The organism is Legionella cherrii (genome assembly GCF_900635815.1).
Classification (GTDB): Bacteria; Pseudomonadota; Gammaproteobacteria; order Legionellales; family Legionellaceae; genus Legionella; species Legionella cherrii.
In genome coordinates, this window is record NZ_LR134173.1 from 2765744 (window position 1) to 2785187 (window position 19444).

A 19444-nucleotide genomic window follows, 5' to 3' on the forward strand; every position below is an offset into this window, starting at 1 on the left:
TAATAGCTATTAATAAAACACGTAATAAAAGACCTAGAAAATGCTAGGATTTAAAACTTCTAATAGGTTATTTTTGCCGCAAGAAACTTATAGTGAAGTACGAAGTCAGAGCTTGAATTGTGAATTTTTAAAACTATAGTCATAATTTTTTGACTATTTTACTCTCACTAGAATAATGCAAACGAAAATATTCCCCAATTTCTTCACAATTCAAGGCCTGACCCCGTTGACACGCTTGCTGTAATGAATTCTATAACATTCCAGCACGCCGAGTTTCATAATTTATAGATTCTGTTGCCTTTTCTATCTTTGGATTTAGCTTGTTTAGATGCTCATTCTGCCAAGTTATTTCTTTGCCTTGCTCCCTTGCCAATTGATTTAAATCATCGATAATTTCACCTAACTCATCAAGCCCCTCATTGGTCTTATCTAAGAGCTCTAAATGTTTTTCATCCAGTAAAGTTCTATCAACTGGTTCATTATATTGGGTTTTAAGTTTAGGTTCATGATGTCTTGGCAGTTCCTGCTTAATAGATTGAGTCAGAGTTGAGTGTCTTGGTGGTTCATCTTTTGACTTGCGTCTGAAGGGGTGATTAAAAAAATCAGGCATTGGAGGAAAAAAGCGAGATAAGCCATAAGTTTTTATGTTTAAAATACTTTCCTCTGCCTGTTCAGCCGTATTTTGTATATTTTCTGTAATTTTCTCTATTCTTTGAATTTTTTTTGATTGACCCTCTAAGGCCTCTACAGTATCTGCCCCTATTTCTCGAGTTCTTCGTGCCATACGCGCAGCTCGCTCTACAGACGCCTCTGAATCTTCGATGACTTCATTGATCTCCTGAATCTTTTCCTGAAAAAATAATTCTTTTTTCATTCTCATTGTTAATGTCCTTGTTCCTTTTTATTGCAGCTTATTTAAACTCTTTTTACATTACAAGAGACAAATACTGGTAGGTAATGCCTTGCTGTAATCCTACTTGATTTTCACCTACTTTTACCAGGACCTGAGTGTATAGAAATGTTAATTAGCACCCAACTATAACCGAAACACATATAGGGTCAGAACACATATAGCACATATAGGGTCAGGCCTTGAATTGTGAATTTTTCATTAAAAGTTAATTAAATTCACAATTCAAGGCCTGACCCCATTAAGCTTGCATTAAGGAAGCATTGATAACTCTTAAGCTGTTGACCTACGCTTGCTCCCATACAATCTGTATAATACATCCTTATACTTATCCATCAGAGAATTAGCACTTGAATTACGAGAATCAAACACCCTATGCGCAACTCGATCCCGATACCATTTTGGATGCAATTGAAAGCACGGGGGTTCTGTGCACAGGCAGCCTAGTCGCACTCAATAGCTATGAAAATCGAGTTTATCAAATAGGAATTGAAAATGCCGAGCCGCTCATTGCTAAATTTTATAGACCGAATCGCTGGTGTTCAGCAGCTATTTTAGAAGAACATCAATTTTCACTTGAGTTAGCACAACATGAAATTCCAATTATTGCCCCCCTCATTATAAATGACCGAACCTTACACCATCATCAAGATTTCAGATTCGCACTCTTTCCAAGGCGCAGCGGCCATGCACTGGAATTGGATAATAGCGAACACCTCGAATGGATGGGACGCTTTATAGGGCGATTACATCGAGTTAGTGCATGCCAGTCATTTCAACATCGCATCCAATTAAATCCCCAAAGTTATGGCCAGGAACCTTACAAATTGCTCATTGAACAAAGTTTTATTCCTGATTATTTAGCCTCAAATTTTTGCAAAACAGTTGAAACAGCATTACAAAAAGTAAATCAGATATTTAAGTCTATAGGAGATATTGATCTAATACGCTTGCACGGCGATTGTCATGCTGGAAATGTGTTATGGAGCGAAACAGGTCCTCATATCGTTGACTTAGACGATTGTCTCATGGGCCCTGCGATACAGGATATTTGGATGTTACTTTCAGGCGAACCAAAACAAATGGATTTGCAACTGGAGAATATTTTAGAGGGTTATTGTAAATTTCATGATTTTAACCCGCGTGAGCGCCATTTAATCGAAGCATTGCGTACACTACGCATGCTGCATTATTCAGGATGGATCGCAAAACGCTGGGCCGATCCCGCATTCCCTTTGAGTTTTCCATGGTTTAATACGCCTGCATATTGGCAAAACCTGTTGATAAATCTTAATGAACAGATTGAATTATTAGATCAATTTGAATGCTAGCTAGTGGGACGGACAAACGATTTTTCCAGACTTTATTCTGCGCTTGTCGAACAATTTTAACCAAAGCCTGGCGTCCTTAAAAGCAAGTTTTTAATGAAAATTTGGCTTGATTTTAAGGGGCAGTACCTTCGCTTGCTATCACGACAATTAATGTACAATTACTATTCATCGTGATAGTATTTTCCACTTAAAAGTGGTAACACTTCTTGAACGATGGACTAAATGAAAACAACTACCATGTTAACATCCGCCTCTATAAGTCCTTTTGATAATTTGCCGAATGAAATACTGCACTATTTGCTCCGTTTTACCAATCATCACGGCAGGTTAGTATGCAAACGCTTTCTGGAAGCTGATAGAGAATTAATCAAAAATGAAGAGCAAGAGTTATTCAACGACTACCTATAAACTAAAACGATACACTTTGACTCAGTAAACCCTCTAAAAATAATACATCTTATCACTGTATTTGCGCTTGATGAATTGCCTCAAATATCCGATCCAAACAAAAAGGAGGCGAGTATCGGTATCTTATTATTACAATTGTATGAAGTGCTGTATTTCTATACCAACCTTAACCAACTTGAATTTACACTGCCACGCGAACCCGACATAATAGAGAGTTCAGTAGTGACAGTTTCGTATTTGATTACTGCTAATGATGAGAGTGATGCCCTAAGAACTCCTATTTCAGAAAAAGACATTGATAAGATCAAAGACGATGTAGGTGATATGCTGACCTTTCTTACTGGCACAAACTCAGAAAAAAGCATCAAAACTTGTTATTTTAATGAAATTGTTACAGGGATGATGCAAGATTTCAAAGAAGGTATGAAACATGCCGTCAATAATACCTCTTGCTGTAATTTACGTTTTTTTAGCTTTACCACTACTGAAAATAAAGCACAGATAATTTTACGCTTGATAAATCAATGTGCTTCTTTGCTTGAAAACCAGTTATCCACATCTCAGCTAACTTGCATCCTGTTTTAATTCTGTCTTTTAAATTGAATCTGTAATAAGCTTAAGCGTAGTATCACTGCCATTTAGTTAAGGCATAATTTAGTGATTTTATATTTGAAATTATGCTATAGGGTTACATCAATTGATGTTAGAGTTTCTGTGATTATTTATATGCTTTGTTCTTCCTATATTTTGGATGCATAATTGAAACTAATTAACAGTTCCAATGTATACTCTTCAGATATGACTATCCTGCTCTAAAAAAAATTAAATGACCCCATTTTTAACTACTACAAGATTAATTATTTGCGAACCCTCTCTGAATGATTTTGACAATCTCTACAGACTGCAATCAAATTTTCAAGTGATGCGTTTTATAGGTCATGGGGAACGTGATAAAAATGAAGTAATGGTTGGATTAGAAAAAGCCATTCATCACTTTCAAAAACATCAATTTAGCCTTGGCTCTGTTTATACAAAAGATTCCCATGAATTTATCGGTCGAGCAGGACTGATTTATTTCAATTATGATGACCATCAATCAGAGGTTGAAGTCGCCTATGCTTTATTACCTCAATACTGGGGCAAAGGGTATGCTACAGAAATCACTACCTCTCTAATTCAATTTGTTTTTCGAAAGCTCAATATGCAAAAACTAATCGCTGTAGTCCATCCTGAAAATGCCTCTTCCCAAAATGTATTAATCAAATGCGGAATGAGTTATGCAGGAACAATTAATTATTGGAATAAAGAGATTATGAAATTTGAGATAACCAATAAATTCCTAACCATCTAGTTCATTCTCGTCCATCATTGATACAAGTTGAACCCCTCATGGATTCAATATAAAATTTTCAACCACCAGCTGTGTTAGTGATTTAATAGGAAAGTGTAATGTACAATAAAATTGAAAGTGAAAAATATTCGACTCGCAGCAGTTGGGCAAAATCTTCAGAGGAAAAGCAAAAATTAATTTTGGAGTATCAAGACATTTATAAATCTGAATTATCAGAAGGAACTGTATTTAGGATTGTGGGTCTTTCTATTTTAGAGACATTAGCCTTGCCTAGATGTAACCACCTTTGGGTCTTGCCTGTAGGGCGCTATCATAGTGTCCCTCCTAAGCTCACACTTTCCTCACCTGAAAGTTCGGAAATACAAAATCAAGGTGGCGCTTCTCGTTTTGGCTCAGTGATCGTCTATGATGAAATAACAGGAGGAATGTGCCTTTTTCATTTTGGTAAAAATCCTGCATATCTATCTCATTCAAGTGCGGAGTATAATAATAACAAAGAGTTCTTTTTGGATACCCCTTCTGCAAAACTTTCGGTAGACATATTAAATATATTAAACGAAAGTAATACCTTGGATAAAGTAGGAGGCTCTACCCTTTTTGCTAGTTTTAAAACACATGTTAAGGAAGAAATAATTCGACATGCAAAAAAGCTAACTGACCAGACCACAAATAATTTAGCCACCTTTACAAACTTAGGCCTGGAGAGTGATACGGTAAAAATTCTCAGTGGCGAGCATGAGGAAAATACGATTATCGGTATTATTCCTTTACTGCCAGAAGAGCAGCCACTTATTCTTTGTAGTGCTGACCCTATATTCGGCCCAAGTACCCATTTTACTCAAATCCCTGCTCTTTTAATGCAACCATTCACTGAGTTAGGTACAGATAAATCCTCTGGTGCAGACAATGAAGTACTCCATGACTCTGGAGAGGAAGCGTTCCAGCAAAACTCAACTACACCACACTCTTCTTTGAGTATTTTTAGTCATTCTTCATCTCATGATCACGACTCAACTTCTCTGGTCGATGCACTGGGAATGACTTTTAAAGGTTTTTACAGATTTTAGCAGTGTATGCCGCCGCTACGCATGATATTTTGAAACGAAACAATACCCAGCAATACCCAGGGTCAGGCCTTGAATCTTGTTCAATTGAAACTCATAATTCAAGGCATGACCCTGAAATACACTATAACTTAGGTTTGGATATTCACTTTAAAGGTTCACCTCTCCTACATGAAAAGGTGAACTTAAAAGCTATTTAGAATTAATGTTTCTTATATGCTGGATGTGACTCTTTTAACACAAAACTTGCAATGAGCAAACTTGCTAAAAAGCATATTGGCATAACCATTAAAGCAATTTGGTAACTTGAAATACTGTATACATGTACTCCATTAACCAAATGCCATAAGTTGGTATGCTGTAATATGTACCCTACTAAAGGCTGAAATAAGGCCCCACCTAGCACTACTGATAGATTATTAAAACCTGAGGCAGTACCAACAAGCTCAGGGGGATTATTTTCTTTGACCACAGCAAAACTTACCGTTTGCCCACCTGCTCCTAAACCCAATACAAACAGAATAAATGGCGTCCATCCATAAGATAATCCAGGCAAATACAACAAAACCAATGTCGCAAACAAACCTAAAATGGCACTGATAATGAGCGCGATGCGTCGACTTTCAATACGATCACTGAACCATCCTAATAAAGGGCTTCCCACACCAATTCCAATCCAAATCATACTGCATAGCCCTGAAGCGGCAACCACGCTTATTTGGAATTTTTCTTGTAAATAAGGAACTCCCCAAAGTGCTGCGAAGACAGCAATGGGAGCCCATATTGTGAACGCATACCCCCCTATTATCCAGGTATAACTATGTTTGCACACCGCCATAAGTCTTTTCCATTCATCACGGAGGTAATGCTCAGGGACTGCTTGGCTTTTCTGATGTGGATAATCACGGATATACAACCAAAAGAATGCTGCCAGAATAAAGCCAATAATCGAAAGAATAAAGCTTGCATTTCGCCAGCCAACCCCCTGAATTAGATAAGCTAGGGGCATTTCACCAAACATAGCACCCACTGAACTCATCAATTGGGCGATCCCTGCTAAAATGGCGAAATAATGAGGAGGAAACCAACGTGATAAAAGAACCAATACCCCAATAAAAGAAAATGCTGAGCCAATTCCAATTAAGAATCTTCCGATACATGCCGTGAACACACTGTCAGTTGAAGCAAAAAAAGCAGAGCCAAGAGCACATAGGATAATGGCAAAAGTCATTAATTTTCGAGGACCATAACGATCGAATAACACACCTGCGGGTATTTGAGTGGGTGCGTAGGCATAGAAATAAAATGCGGAGATAACTCCAAATCCTTGTCCTGTAACCCCAAAAGTTTTCATCATCGATTCAGCCATGACGCTAGGGGCTACCTGCAGAATGAATTCATATAAATAAAATGATGCTGCCAGGAAAAAAATAAAATACGCAGTCACCAGACTTGTACTTACTCCTTGAGGTGTTTTTTCTATATAATTTGCGCTCAACTTAAGGCCACTCCGTTTCAAATTCCTCATTTAAGCTCATACAGATTTATTTTGTCAATATGATCTTAATGCAGAAAAGCAAGTCAGATGAATTTTATTAAAGAATTCACTGTTCTTTTTTTGTCTTCATCCCGAGTACAGCAAGGGATCTCCATGGCTGTATTACCGTGTTACGAGTGGAAATCCCTCGCTGTACTCGAGATGACGAGAACTTCACAGCACAACATCCATGCTACATGATTCTACTTTTGTTTAGGGTAAATCGCACCCAAAATTGCAGGAGTTCGAGATCCAGTAATCGTAGTTAAATCCACGGGAACGTGATTTATTGTTTGTGCAGCCAGCCAAGCAAACATCATCGCTTCTAAATAATCAGGGCTAATGCCTACCTCTGCTATACTTTTCACACGGGTTTCTGGTAATAGTTCAGTAAGCCTATGCAATAGTGCATGATTGTGGGTGCCCCCACCACACAGGTACATTTGCTCCACTTGATTTGGTTCATTTAAAACCGAATTCGCAATCGTTTGAGCAGTAAATGCAAGCAATGTTGTTTGAATATCTACTGCTTTATATCCGTCCCTTAAATGGTTTTTAAGCCATGATAAGGAAAAATATTCTTTACCTATGCTCTTTGGTGCTGAAGAGGTAATGAAAGAATCTGTCATTAACGCTTCAAAAAGTGGGGCAATAATTTCTCCTTGTTGCGCCCATTCTCCACCCGCATCATAATCCTTTCCCTGCTGTGTCCTAATCCAAGCATCCATTAAGCAATTCCCAGGGCCTACATCCCAACCTTTAGTTGGCTCATTCCCATGAATAAAGGTAATATTGCTTATACCACCTACATTCACTACAGCGATATGATCATTTCTGCCACTAAATAACTGCTGATGATAAAGTGGTGCAAAAGGAGCTCCTTGCCCACCCAGTACCAAATCACGAGTTCTAAAGTCAGCAACAACAGTGATACCAGTTAATGTTGAAATAGTATGAGCACATCCCAACTGTAAAGTATATGGAATAGAACAATTCGTATTATGGCACACGGTTTGACCATGACTTCCTATCGCACAAATATCACTGGCTGATAATTTTGCTTTTTGTAATAATTGATTTACTGCATAGGCAAACTCTCTTCCAATCAATGTATTAAGTTGACAAATAGAGGCCAAACTTAGGTCTGGGCCATGGAGCAACTTATCGATGCGTGCTTTCACTTCATCGCTGTACTTATTAGTGATCCCATAAACCAGTGTATTTTTTGATACATCAACCAGCGCAGCATCAATACCATCCATACTTGTTCCAGACATCAAGCCTATGTACAAAGTCATTCTGTGATCCCCAATAGAAAATATTAAAAGCATGTAACTGGGTACAACGCTTTGGCATTGCGATTAAATAAGAAACTTCCCTTACCCCCTGGGGGAAGCTGCCCGTCAGGACAGATGAGGGTATTGAGCATGGCTAATTCCCCCTCACCCCTTTACATCTCTATACGCCTACAATTTGAAACAAGTATAAAAGTTATTGGTAGTAATTTCAGCTATTTCATCATATGACATACCACGGAGCTCAGCGATAGCTTCCGCTACATGTTTTACTAGTGCAGGATGATTTTGTTTTCCGCGATAAGGTACTGGAGCTAAATAAGGTGAGTCCGTTTCAATGAGTATTCGGTCCAAAGGTATTTTTTTTGCTACATCTTGAAGGGCCGTTGCATTTTTAAACGTAACTATTCCCGAAAATGAAATATAAAAATTCAAATCCATGGCTTGATGTGCTATATCCAAACTTTCAGCAAAACAATGCATAACACCACCAATTTGTTGGGCATTTTCTTCTGCCATTAATGCTATGGTATCTTCTGCTGCTTGACGAGTATGAATAATCAATGGTTTTGAAGATTGTAAAGCAGCCTTTATATGCGCTTTAAATCGACTACGTTGTATTTCTCGCGCTTCTTCGGTATGAGTTCGATAATAATCTAAACCTGTTTCACCTATTGCAACACATGCTGGATTCTTTGCTAAATCAAGCAACATCTTTGAGGTAACCGCAACATCCATTTCAGTATTTGGATGAACACCTACCGAAATACTAATATCAGTATATTCTGCAGCGAGCTTTTCTAATTGTGGATAATCCTTTAATTCAACGCAAACACATAAAAAATGCTGCACGCCATTTGCTTTTGCCTGTGCCAAGACATTCGCCATATCATTATTAAAATCAGCTAAATCGAGAAAATTCAAATGACAGTGTGAATCAACTAACATGGATGACCTCTTAAAATGTTCGTCAGCCCAACATAAGGAATGGAAGGAAATAGTTCCCCATATTGAATGAACCTAAATTGTATCTGTAAATTGAGAGGATTTTAACATGCCTGCTAAATAGGTCTCTATTTTATTGCATAAATAGCGGCTGTTTTCACCGATAAATTGTACTCCTATCCCAGGTACTTTATTTCCCTGCGCTCCTTTAGGAGTAATCCAGATTACTTTACCCTCAACAACATAGGATTCATCATCATCCATTAGTTTAATTAATAGCCTAACCTCTGAACCAAATGAGTAGTTTGTTTTAGTCCGGATAAATAACCCGCCTCCTTTGACAAAAGGCATATAAGCTGCATAAAGATCTGACTCACTCAGAAACGAGCAATTGATTTGTTGAGTTGTATCCATCATAGATCTTCCTTAAATACTCTGGATTTCATAAAAATCACAACATTACATATTTTGAGACGCTCTAGATTCACTGTATAGTGTTAACAATAAATCTTCCAATGCCAAAGTTTGATTTACATTCATATTATGGCTTAATTTTCGCTGTAATGTATTGATTCTATCAATTTGAGAAAAAATCATTAGGGGATTCAATAAAGACATTAAGCACCTCATCTGAGGTAAAATTGGACCAGTATCTGCAGGTGTAATAATTTGCATCATTTGTATTTGTGCATAAACCAAATACAGAAACCAAAGTAATGTTCCTAACTCAAATTGATTCCATTGAGCAGCTACACGGCTTGGATGCTCCTTTTGTTCAATTACTGTAATTAACCCATCTAAAATAAATTCTGATTGTTTCACAATCCTTGCTTGCTCAGATTCTTCTGGATAGTACTCTGCCAATTGCAAATAATTAGTCCCGAATAAATCCTCATATGAAGCAAAACGTATGATCTGACATCTGCTTAAGACTGTTGGTAATAAAGTACTTATTTGCTGAGCCAAAAGTAAAAATATGGTCTGTGGAGGAGGCTCTTCTAAAATTTTTAATAATGCATTAGCAGCAGAAAGGTTCATGCGATCTGCGGATTCAATAACAATCAAACGGTATTTAGTGCGTTGGGGTGTCAAATACGCATTATTTTGCAACTCTCTTATCTGGTCAACTTTAATTGCCCCACCGCTTTTTTCTGGTTTAACCCAATCCACATCGGGGTGCTCGCTGCATGCAACCATTTGACAATCAGAACATACAAAACAAGGCTGATTCTCTTCTTTTTTACAGAAAATCAGCTGGTTTAATTTTTTTACAAAATCCATAAAGGCACAATCAAACGCGCCCACAAACAGCATAGCCTGAGCAATACGCTTATTTATCCATGCCGATTGAATTTGATTCCATTGGGATTGATATTTTATTATCTGATCCGATAACTTGTTAAAATTGCTCATTATTGCTGCTCAATAAATACATTTATTGCATTTTGTATTGCCTGTTGCACTTCATGTAGAGGACTTCGAGCGTCAATCATTACCGCATTAGAGTCCATTTTTACATAATGTGTGTAACTTTCATGAACACGATGAAAGAAATCAATTGATTGTTGTTCAATCCTATCAAATTCCCCCCTTGATTTAACCCGCATCATTCCTTCTTCAGGGCTAATGTCCAAATATAAAGTCAGATCAGGTTTAAATCCCCTAAGTGCAAAAGAAGATAACTTGTGGATCATCTCTTGATCTAATCTTCGTCCGCCACCTTGATAAGCCATCGTTGACAGTTCGAATCGGTCAGCAATAACCCAAATTCCTTGCCGCAAGGCAGGTTTAATCACTTCCTCAAGAAGCTGAATTCGAGCAGTATAAAGCAATAACAATTCACTGCGATCATCTAAAACATCCCGATATTTGGGATTCTTAATCAGTTCGCGCAGAATCTCACCTATTGCTGTACCACCAGGCTCTCGAGTAGTTAAGGTCTGAATTTCTCTTTTTGACAAAAGTTCTGTAACAGTATTTATTGCGGTCGATTTACCAGCGCCTTCTAATCCTTCAATAACAATTAACTTCCCAGCTAAAGATGACATTAGAGATCCTTGCGTTTGTATTGATTAATTGCTTGTTTTTGCTGTTCGTACGTTTCGGAAAATTGGTGTGTTCCATCCCCTTTGGCAACAAAATACAGATAGTTGGAAAGTTGTGGATGAGCTGCTGCATCCAATGCTTCTTTACCGACCATAGCAATAGGTGTTGGCGGCAAACCTCTATAATGATATGAGTTATAGGGAGAATCAATAAGCAAATCATTATGAGAAAGCTTTCCCTTGTAAGCAGCACCCAAACCATAGATCACAGTAGGATCCATCTGCAATGGCATTTTTTTATTTAATCGATTCACCATCACACCTGAAATTAACTTACGCTCTTGTGGAACAGCTGTTTCTTTTTCAATGATTGAGGCAGCGATAAGCATCTCATAGGGTGTTTTATAAGGTAAGTTAGGCGCTCTATTCGTCCAACTGATATTTAAATAGTTAATTAAATTACGATGGGCATACTCTAATAAACTCTTACCACTACTTCCACCATGATACTGATAGGTATCCGCAAGCAACAACCCTTCTGCATTAGGATGGTCGTCTTGAATAGAGCGCCAGTCTTCGGGACTATAATTCAGATAGGCCGCTTTAGCCAAATCTTGGGAAATTTTTTGCTGTGTGGTACCCGAAATAACTGTAAAATTTTGGGTTAAGACATCCCCTGCTACAATTCGATGAACCAGTTGCATTGCCGTTTCACCCGGTTTAATTTGGTATACACCCGCTTTAAGCTGGGATGATAAACCAGAGAAACGAATCATCATTAGAAGGGCCGAATCTGAGTGGATTAGTTTTTTCTCTTTTAGTATTTTTACAAATTGTGACGCTGAAGCAGTTCGGTCAAGTGTGATAATAACTGGTGCGCCCTCATTGGGAATAATGGGTCGGATAATCTGAATATAATTGCTAAAAAAGAAGAGAAAACAAGACATAAAAAACAATATTACTATAAAAAATATCAGTTTTTTATGTCTTGAAAATGTCATTTAGACCCGCTTAAATAACAAGCTACCGTTTGTTCCACCAAAACCAAGAGAATTGCTCAGAACAAAATTGATCGCTCTTTTTTGAGGTGTATAAGGTACATAATTCAAATCACATCCTTCATCAGGATTATCTAAATTAATAGTTGGGGGTGCAATTTGATCCCTGAGTGCTAAAATACTAAATATTGCTTCAACAGCACCAGCAGCACCTAATAAATGACCTGTCATTGATTTTGTAGAACTAACTGCTAGATCATAAGCATGTTGTTTAAAAACACGCTTAATGGCTTTTGTTTCATTCAAATCGTTAAGATAAGTCGATGTGCCATGTGCATTAATGTAATCAACTTGTTCTGGATCAATTCCTGCATCATGTATGGCTGCTTCCATGGCACGTGCTGCACCATCCGCATCATCATCGGGTGCAGTAATATGAAAAGCATCACCAGACATACCAAACCCAACAAGTTCGGCATAAATTTTTGCACCACGAGCTTTAGCGTGCTCATATTCCTCTAGAATAAGAATACCTGCGCCTTCGCCCATAACAAAGCCATCTCTATCTTTGTCAAAAGGTCTTGATGCCTTTTCAGGCTCATCATTTCGTTTAGATAGGGAGCGCACAGCAGAGAATCCCGCTAAACACAGTGGGGTTAAGGTCATTTCAGCCCCACCACATACCATAACATCAGCATCACCATAAGCAATCATTCGTCCCGCAAGTCCAATATTATGTGTACCCGTAGTGCATGCAGTAACGACTGAAATATTAGGTCCTTTCAGCTGATGTCTTATTGAAATCTGCCCAGCAACCATATTAATGATTCCTGCTGGGATAAAAAATGGAGAAACCTTTCGAGGTCCACCCGCCATCAGTTTGTCTTGGTTATTGGTAATTGTCTGGATGCCACCAATACCTGCACCAACAGCCACACCAATGCGATTTGATAAATTCGCATCAATCTTCAAACCCGAATCCTTTATTGCTTCATCAGCTGCAGCAATTCCATATTGGGTGAACACATCCATTTTACGTGCATCTTTAAGCGGAACATAATTCTCAATATTAAAATTCTTAACCTTAGCCCATATCCGTGTGCTGTATTCATTGGCATCAAACTCATCTGCCAAAACAACACCACTTACACCAGCTAATATATTTTGCCAAGTTTCTTCTACATTAAGCCCGACAGGGGTAATCGTACCCATACCAGTAATTACTACACGCCGCTTATTCAATGAAGGCTCCTCGTAAAACAATTCCCATCTCTCTCCCACACATTGCGTAGGAGAGAAAGAGATAAAAGCAAATGCTTATGCTTCTTCTTTATTTAAATTAGATTCAATATAATCAATCGCTTCTTGAATCGTGGTAATTTTTTCAGCTTTCTCATCAGGAATTTCTGTTTCAAATTCTTCTTCAAGAGCCATAACCAATTCCACAGTATCTAAAGAATCAGCACCTAAGTCATCAACAAATGATGCATCGTTCTTTAACTCTTCTTCTTTAACGCCTAATTGTTCAACAACAATCTTGCGAACACGCTCTTCAACTGTACTCATAACTTGATTTTCCTCTTTCGGTTGATAGAAATTTAAAAAAATTCCAGATTATTAAAATACAACTTCCACTTAACTTTGATTGCTTAATCACTGAAATTTAAAAGCAATCGCAAACACCAAACAACCAAAGTTAAATGGAAGTGGTATAGTTTATTCATTTATACAGATAACGCAAGTGCATTTAATCCATATACATGCCGCCATTGACATGAATTGTTTCACCCGTGATATATTTAGCACTTTCTGATGCTAAAAAAGCTACTGCTTCGGCTATATCTTTGGGATCTCCCAGCTTCCGCATAGGAATTCTTTTTAACATCTCTTCCTTTACCATATCGGGTAAAGCTGCTGTCATGTCTGTATCAATAAACCCAGGCGCAACAACATTGACCGTAATTCCTCGACTTCCAATTTCTTGAGCTAAGGATTTACTGAAACCAACAATACCGGCTTTTGCTGCAGTATAATTTACTTGGCCTGAATTCCCACTTGAACCGACTACTGAACCTATAGAAATAATTCGTCCCCATCGCGCTCTAAACATGGGTTTTATACAAATTTTAGACATTTTGTATATTGAATTCAAATTTGTTTCAATTACCTTATACCATTCATCATCATCCATACGCAGCAGTAAATTATCTGCGGTTATCCCTGCATTATTCACTAATATTGAAGGGGATTGATTCTTATCAACCAATTCACCGATTACTTTTTCTATTTGCTCTGAATTTGTAACATCTAGAACGAGCCCCTTTCCTGATAAATTTTCTTTTCAAAATAGGCATTTATTGATTGAGCACCTTGTTCAGTAGTAGCAGTACCATAGACAAAAGCACCTTGCTGAGCCAATTTAACAGCTATAGCCTGACCTATTCCTCGGCTTGCCCCTGTTACTAAGGCAGTTTTCCCCTCTAAACTTGTCATTTATTTTCCTCTATAGAAAAAGTTATTTCTTTAGGTTGAACATGTGTCTCACTAGATCAATGTCATTTTAAGTGCTGCTCATTCTACATCTCAGCATATCCCTAAGTTAGGCTATGCAAATTGCTCTTCAAGTTGTTCTAAACTAATCGTATCGTAAACGCTAATTGTATTTAAGCTTCTATCAATTCTTTTAATTAATCCGCTCAAGACTTTTCCTGGACCACACTCCAGGACGAGGCCTATGCCACTGTTTTTAAAGAGTTGAATCGTTTCGACCCAACGTACAGGACTGTAGAGCTGTTCTTTTAGTTTTTCACGTATATGTTGCGCTGAATGATAAAAACTTAAATCAACATTACTCACAACATCTGTTTTTGGGCTTTTAAATTCAATTTTAGCAAGATAATCGGCAAATGATTCAGCAGCTTCAGACAATAAAGGACAATGACATGGAACACTGACTGGAATCACTTTAGCAAGACGTGCGCCTTCCTCTTCAGCTAAGCCCAATATTCTGTTTACCGCTGGAGTATGTCCTGCCACAACAACTTGTCCAATTGCATTATAGTTTGCAGGAGTGACCACTTCATTTTCACGACTGGCCTGCTCACATAGTGTTTTTACTTGTTCATCGGTTAAACCAACGATTGCTGCCATAGCACCCAAGCCTAAAGGGACTGCATTTTGCATTACTTGTCCTCTACGCGCTACTAAACACGCTGCATCAAACAATGATAATGCCTCAGCACAAACCAAAGCTGCATACTCACCTAAACTATGGCCGGCCATGAGCGTTGGTTGACCGACATCATGCTGCATCAGTACCCTATATACTGCAACATCAGCAGTAAGCATTGCGACCTGTGTATGTTCTGTCTGATTTAATTTTTCTTCAGGTCCTTGTTGCACGAGTTTCCATAGATCGTAACCTACCGCTTCAGATGCTTCTGCAAACGTATTGACAACAATAGGATACTGCAACTCAAAATCAGCTAACATACCCACTGATTGTGAACCTTGCCCAGGAAATACAAATGCTGTTTTTACCATATCAAAAATAGCTCCGAACTAAAAATTTAATTCAAAAAATGAACTCAATAAAATTATTAATAACGAATTACCATAGCTCCCCAAGTCATTCCACCTCCAAAAGACTCAATCAATAATAATTCATCTCTTTTAATCTGATTGGTTCGAATAGAATGATCCAGAGCCAAAGGTATGGATGCGGCCGAAGTATTACCTTGACTACCAATAGTAACAATCACTTGTGACATAGGGAGGTCCAGTTTTTTAGCGATGGCTTGTATGATACGCATATTTGCTTGATGAGGAATGAGCCATTGAATATCAGATTTTTTCAAATGACTGACCTCTAAAACTTCATCAACAACATCACCCATAATTTTAACGGCGATTTTAAAAACTTCATTACCACGCATGGTAATCGTAGCACGTTGATTTTCAAATGTAGCATTACTTAAGTTTAGTAATTTTTCTGCATCGTAAGAGGCATGTAGCACACTACCCATAATGCCTTGTCTGTCACTAGCACTTAAAACGACTGCTCCAGCTCCATCTCCAAATAGGACGCATGTTGCACGATCGGTCCAATCAACTGCTCTAGACATGCTTTCACTGCCGATAACAAGAATATTTTTAGCAGCACCGGACACGATATACTGTTTTGCAATATCCATTACATAAACAAAGCCACTGCATGCGGCGCCGACATCAAAAGCAGGTATAGGACGTTTAATTTTTAAAGCATGCTGGACATAACAGGCAACCCCCGGAAAAAAATGATCTGGGGTACACGTAGCTACTAATATTAAATCGATTTCATCAGCATCCATACCGGAAGCACTTAAAGCTTGTTCAGCAGCTTTGGAAGCCATATATGAGGTGGTTTCATGAGGTTGCGCCACACTACGACTGCTGATTCCAGTTCTAGTGACAATCCACTCATCACTGGTATCAAGTATTGACTCAAGCTCAAGATTTGTAAGTTGCTTTTCAGGAATATAACTTCCAGTACCACGTATTACAGCATTTTTCATAACAGCAATCCCTGATTGATAAAATCATTTATTTGTACACGCACTAAATCAATCACGTTATTTTTAACTTCAAGAACTGCTTGTTCAATAGCATGTTGAAATCCTAATTCATTAGCACCGCCATGGCTTTTTACAACAATGCCATTTAATCCGAGCATGCTTGCGCCGTTATAACGAGAAGGATCAAAGCGTTTCTTAAGATGCTTTAATGCAGGTCGTGCAATTAAAGCAGAAAGTTTGGTATACCAGTTCCTGTTAAATGACTCCATGAGTAAACTTACAAAAAACTTTGCAAGGCCTTCGCTCGCTTTCAAAGCTACATTACCCACAAAACCATCGCAGACTACTAAATCAACTTCCCCAGTATAAAAATGATCACCTTCTACATAACCAACGTAGTTCATAACGTCACACTCTGCAAGCATATGTGCCGTACGTTTCACTTGATCATTTCCCTTCATTTCTTCCACGCCGATATTCAATAAGGCAATTTTAGGCTTGGGCTTATTCGCTACCGCTTGAACTAATGCAGATCCCATTACAGCAAATTGAAATAAATGTTCCGCACAAGAATCAACATTAGCACCCAAATCAATCACCCAAGTCCTACCACGCATGGTCGGTAACTCAGAAATAATTGCAGGTCTATCGATTCCGGGTAAAGTTTTTAAAACATAACGTGCTGTAGCCATAAGAGCGCCAGTATTTCCGGCACTAACACAAGCTTGCGCCATTCCCTCTTTCACCAAATTAATGGCTACGCGCATCGAAGAATCTTTTTTATTGCGCAAAGCATGTGAAGGCAATTCATCCATAGTCACTACTTCAGAAGCATGGACTATGGAAAATTGATTTGAAGAAGCCACTCCATGCTTTTTTAAAAAAGCATGAATTTTATCATGAACTCCAACAAGAATGAGTTTCAAATCAGGATTATTATTTGCTGCGCGAATACAGGCAGGAATCACAACATTCAAACCATGATCCCCACCCATCGCATCAATTGCAATGGTGATATTTTTCAAGAAAATTACTCTTGTTCGTAAACAGTATCAGTGTCAATAATCTTTCTACCACGATAATAACCATCTGGAGTCATGTGATGACGAAGATGTGTTTCGCCGGTAGTTTCATCCACAGAAAGTGTTGGCTTTGTCAAAGCATCGTGCGAACGACGCATGTCACGACGTGAGCGTGATTTTTTATTTTGTTGTACGGCCATTGTATTACTCCTAAACAAATTGCATTCATAAAGCGGGAATATTAGTGTTAATTAGATAAAATTTCAATAAAATTCATTTTTTTCCCACTAAAATTTGGTTTATTTCACTGCTGCAATCATTAATTTCAGGATGAAACTGTGGCGCGTAGAGATGTAACTCATCAATCAGCATATCTTCCAAACTGACTTGCAAATTCTCAGAAACAATACATTCATAATGTTCCAATATCTGCTCTGCCCTCTCATCATTACGACATACAGCAACTACAGTCATATTATCGTATGGAAAATTAAATTCGTCTAGACAACGTTGACATTGCGTAGGCAGATCGCCCTTAACATGAAGATGAATAAGATAAAAATCTTCTTTTACTTCAACATGATAAGTCACCTCTAGCTGGCAGGAAGTAGTAATGAAATTAGGTAAACGTTCACTAAGTGTCACAGTCTTAGTTTGTTGCCCTTGTTTAACCATTTCTTGTAAGTGCAGCATTATTGTCGTATCCTAAAGAGTTATAATTTGTATAAGTTCACTTGCACAATCGTAGCCTAGGCAATAGAACCTCGCTCATTTGCCGTCAGCCCAAGCATAGCGAAGGATGACGGCAAATCCACTCGCATAGGCTACGATTGTGAAAAAATAGAATATTAAGCGGTATCTCAATTTTATGAAAGCTAAAGTTATAGTTGGAATGTCTGGTGGTGTTGATTCTTCTGTTGCGGCCTGGTTATTGCAAGAAGCAGGCTATCAAGTTGAAGGCTTGTTCATGAAGAACTGGGAACAAGATGATAAGGATGGATTCTGTCCTGCAGCACAAGATCTTGCTGATGCCCAAGCAGTATGCAATCAATTGCGTATTCCGCTGCATACAGTTAATTTTTCAGAAGAATATTGGCAAAGAGTTTTCACTCATTTTTTAAATGAATATGAAAAAGGAAGAACGCCCAATCCTGACGTCTTGTGTAACAAGGAAATCAAATTCAATGCTTTTTTAAATCATGCATTAACCCTCGGAGCAGATTACATTGCAACAGGACACTATGCTAAAAATAAAATAGAAGGCGATATTGGGCTCTTATATAAAGCAAAAGATCGCGATAAAGATCAAACCTATTTTCTTCACGCAGTCAACCCTAAAGCTTTGGCCAAAACTTTATTTCCTATAGGAGATTATACTAAGCCCGAAGTGAGAGAGTTTGCGAAAAAACTTGGCTTAGTAACCCAGGCCAAAAAGGATTCAACAGGGATTTGTTTTATTGGCGAAAAACGATTTAAATCCTTTTTACAGGAATTTATTTTAGCACGACCAGGCGAGATAAAAAGCACGGATGGCAAAGTTTTAGGACAACATGACGGATTAATGTTTTATACTTTAGGTCAACGGCAAGGGCTAGGAATTGGTGGTTTACAAAATTCAACCGATGATCCTTGGTATGTGGTTGATAAAGAAGTGGCTACGAATACTTTATATGTAGCTCAAGGCAGCCAACACCCCATGCTCTATGCACAAGGCCTAATTTGTGGTCCAATCCATTGGTTAGCTGATTGTGCAGATAATTTACCACTGACCTGTTATGCTAAGACCCGATACAGACAGGCAGAACAAGGCTGTATTATTTCGCCTCAGAATGAAAATCAGCATTATGTAATGTTTTCAAATCCGCAACGAGCAGTTACACCGGGTCAATATGTGGTTTTTTATGATAAAAACCAATGCCTGGGTGGAGCTACTATTGAACAGATTATACGATAATTGCGTTATAATTATATTATAACTATGGGAG

21 protein-coding genes and 1 pseudogene are annotated in these 19444 nt (G+C 38.1%); 6 read left to right on the forward strand and 16 right to left on the reverse strand.

Going from position 1 to position 19444, the window contains the following annotated elements:
- Positions 1 to 250: 250 nt before the first annotated feature.
- Entirely contained in the window at positions 251 to 880 is a 630-nt protein-coding gene (locus EL022_RS11675; protein ID WP_028380397.1) for an SNARE domain-containing protein, read from the reverse strand.
- A 380-nt stretch (positions 881 to 1260) separates the two neighbouring features.
- On the opposite strand from EL022_RS11675, the gene EL022_RS11680 reads away from it, so the two are divergent.
- The 5 genes from EL022_RS11680 to EL022_RS11695 all read left to right on the forward strand — a co-directional run bounded on the left by EL022_RS11680 (position 1261) and on the right by EL022_RS11695 (position 5067).
- Positions 1261 to 2241 (forward strand): serine/threonine protein kinase, encoded by a 981-nt coding sequence (locus EL022_RS11680; RefSeq protein ID WP_028380396.1) that lies wholly within the window; start codon positions 1261 to 1263, stop codon positions 2239 to 2241.
- A gap of 222 nt (positions 2242 to 2463) precedes the next feature.
- The gene (locus tag EL022_RS16415; RefSeq protein WP_241972170.1) at positions 2464 to 2649 is read left to right on the forward strand and encodes an F-box protein; all 186 of its coding nucleotides are present in this window, start codon (positions 2464 to 2466) and stop codon (positions 2647 to 2649) included.
- Between the two features lie 222 nt (positions 2650 to 2871).
- Positions 2872 to 3234, forward strand: coding sequence for a hypothetical protein (locus EL022_RS16420; RefSeq protein ID WP_241972171.1), 363 nt, complete (start codon positions 2872 to 2874; stop codon positions 3232 to 3234).
- Between the two features lie 241 nt (positions 3235 to 3475).
- Complete coding sequence (locus EL022_RS11690; protein WP_035900444.1) at positions 3476 to 4000, forward strand: GNAT family N-acetyltransferase; 525 nt, start codon at positions 3476 to 3478, stop codon at positions 3998 to 4000.
- Positions 4001 to 4098: 98 nt separating this feature from the next.
- On the forward strand, positions 4099 to 5067 hold the full coding sequence (locus tag EL022_RS11695) for a hypothetical protein (RefSeq protein WP_028380395.1): 969 nt from the start codon (positions 4099 to 4101) through the stop codon (positions 5065 to 5067).
- A 199-nt stretch (positions 5068 to 5266) separates the two neighbouring features.
- On the opposite strand, the gene EL022_RS11700 is transcribed toward EL022_RS11695, so the two are convergent.
- The 15 genes and pseudogenes from EL022_RS11700 to EL022_RS11770 form a co-directional block, all read right to left on the reverse strand.
- Positions 5267 to 6592: an MFS transporter gene (locus EL022_RS11700; RefSeq protein WP_237761295.1), complete on the reverse strand. Its 1326-nt coding sequence runs from the start codon at positions 6590 to 6592 to the stop codon at positions 5267 to 5269.
- A 212-nt stretch (positions 6593 to 6804) separates the two neighbouring features.
- Entirely contained in the window at positions 6805 to 7899 is a 1095-nt protein-coding gene (locus tag EL022_RS11705) for an anhydro-N-acetylmuramic acid kinase (RefSeq protein WP_028380392.1), read from the reverse strand.
- A 168-nt stretch (positions 7900 to 8067) separates the two neighbouring features.
- Positions 8068 to 8844, reverse strand: coding sequence for a TatD family hydrolase (locus tag EL022_RS11710; protein ID WP_028380391.1), 777 nt, complete (start codon positions 8842 to 8844; stop codon positions 8068 to 8070).
- A gap of 72 nt (positions 8845 to 8916) precedes the next feature.
- Positions 8917 to 9255: a PilZ domain-containing protein gene (locus EL022_RS11715; RefSeq protein ID WP_081776867.1), complete on the reverse strand. Its 339-nt coding sequence runs from the start codon at positions 9253 to 9255 to the stop codon at positions 8917 to 8919.
- Between the two features lie 45 nt (positions 9256 to 9300).
- On the reverse strand, positions 9301 to 10254 hold the full coding sequence (locus tag EL022_RS11720; protein ID WP_035900441.1) for a DNA polymerase III subunit: 954 nt from the start codon (positions 10252 to 10254) through the stop codon (positions 9301 to 9303).
- A complete protein-coding gene (tmk, locus tag EL022_RS11725; RefSeq protein ID WP_028380388.1) occupies positions 10254 to 10889 on the reverse strand; it encodes a dTMP kinase in 636 nt (211 codons plus the stop codon). Before tmk ends, EL022_RS11720 begins: the two co-directional genes overlap by 1 nt.
- Positions 10889 to 11887, reverse strand: coding sequence for an endolytic transglycosylase MltG (mltG, locus tag EL022_RS11730; protein ID WP_028380387.1), 999 nt, complete (start codon positions 11885 to 11887; stop codon positions 10889 to 10891). The genes tmk and mltG overlap by 1 nt, the downstream gene beginning before the upstream one ends.
- Entirely contained in the window at positions 11888 to 13126 is a 1239-nt protein-coding gene (gene fabF, locus EL022_RS11735; RefSeq protein WP_028380386.1) for a beta-ketoacyl-ACP synthase II, read from the reverse strand.
- Positions 13127 to 13201: 75 nt separating this feature from the next.
- Positions 13202 to 13450, reverse strand: a complete 249-nt coding sequence (gene acpP / locus EL022_RS11740; protein ID WP_003631752.1) for an acyl carrier protein — start codon at positions 13448 to 13450, stop codon at positions 13202 to 13204.
- A 181-nt stretch (positions 13451 to 13631) separates the two neighbouring features.
- Positions 13632 to 14377, reverse strand: a pseudogene (gene fabG / locus EL022_RS11745) (3-oxoacyl-ACP reductase FabG).
- Positions 14378 to 14488: 111 nt separating this feature from the next.
- Entirely contained in the window at positions 14489 to 15427 is a 939-nt protein-coding gene (gene fabD, locus EL022_RS11750; RefSeq protein ID WP_028380384.1) for an ACP S-malonyltransferase, read from the reverse strand.
- A gap of 56 nt (positions 15428 to 15483) precedes the next feature.
- Positions 15484 to 16437 (reverse strand): beta-ketoacyl-ACP synthase III, encoded by a 954-nt coding sequence (locus EL022_RS11755; protein ID WP_028380383.1) that lies wholly within the window; start codon positions 16435 to 16437, stop codon positions 15484 to 15486.
- Positions 16434 to 17462, reverse strand: coding sequence for a phosphate acyltransferase PlsX (gene plsX / locus EL022_RS11760; protein WP_028380382.1), 1029 nt, complete (start codon positions 17460 to 17462; stop codon positions 16434 to 16436). Before plsX ends, EL022_RS11755 begins: the two co-directional genes overlap by 4 nt.
- Positions 17463 to 17467: 5 nt before the next feature.
- A complete protein-coding gene (gene rpmF / locus EL022_RS11765; protein ID WP_028380381.1) occupies positions 17468 to 17659 on the reverse strand; it encodes a 50S ribosomal protein L32 in 192 nt (63 codons plus the stop codon).
- Between the two features lie 73 nt (positions 17660 to 17732).
- Complete coding sequence (locus tag EL022_RS11770; protein ID WP_028380380.1) at positions 17733 to 18152, reverse strand: YceD family protein; 420 nt, start codon at positions 18150 to 18152, stop codon at positions 17733 to 17735.
- A 175-nt stretch (positions 18153 to 18327) separates the two neighbouring features.
- On the opposite strand from EL022_RS11770, the gene mnmA reads away from it, so the two are divergent.
- Complete coding sequence (gene mnmA, locus EL022_RS11775; protein WP_028380379.1) at positions 18328 to 19413, forward strand: tRNA 2-thiouridine(34) synthase MnmA; 1086 nt, start codon at positions 18328 to 18330, stop codon at positions 19411 to 19413.
- The last annotated feature ends 31 nt before the right edge of the window (positions 19414 to 19444 follow it).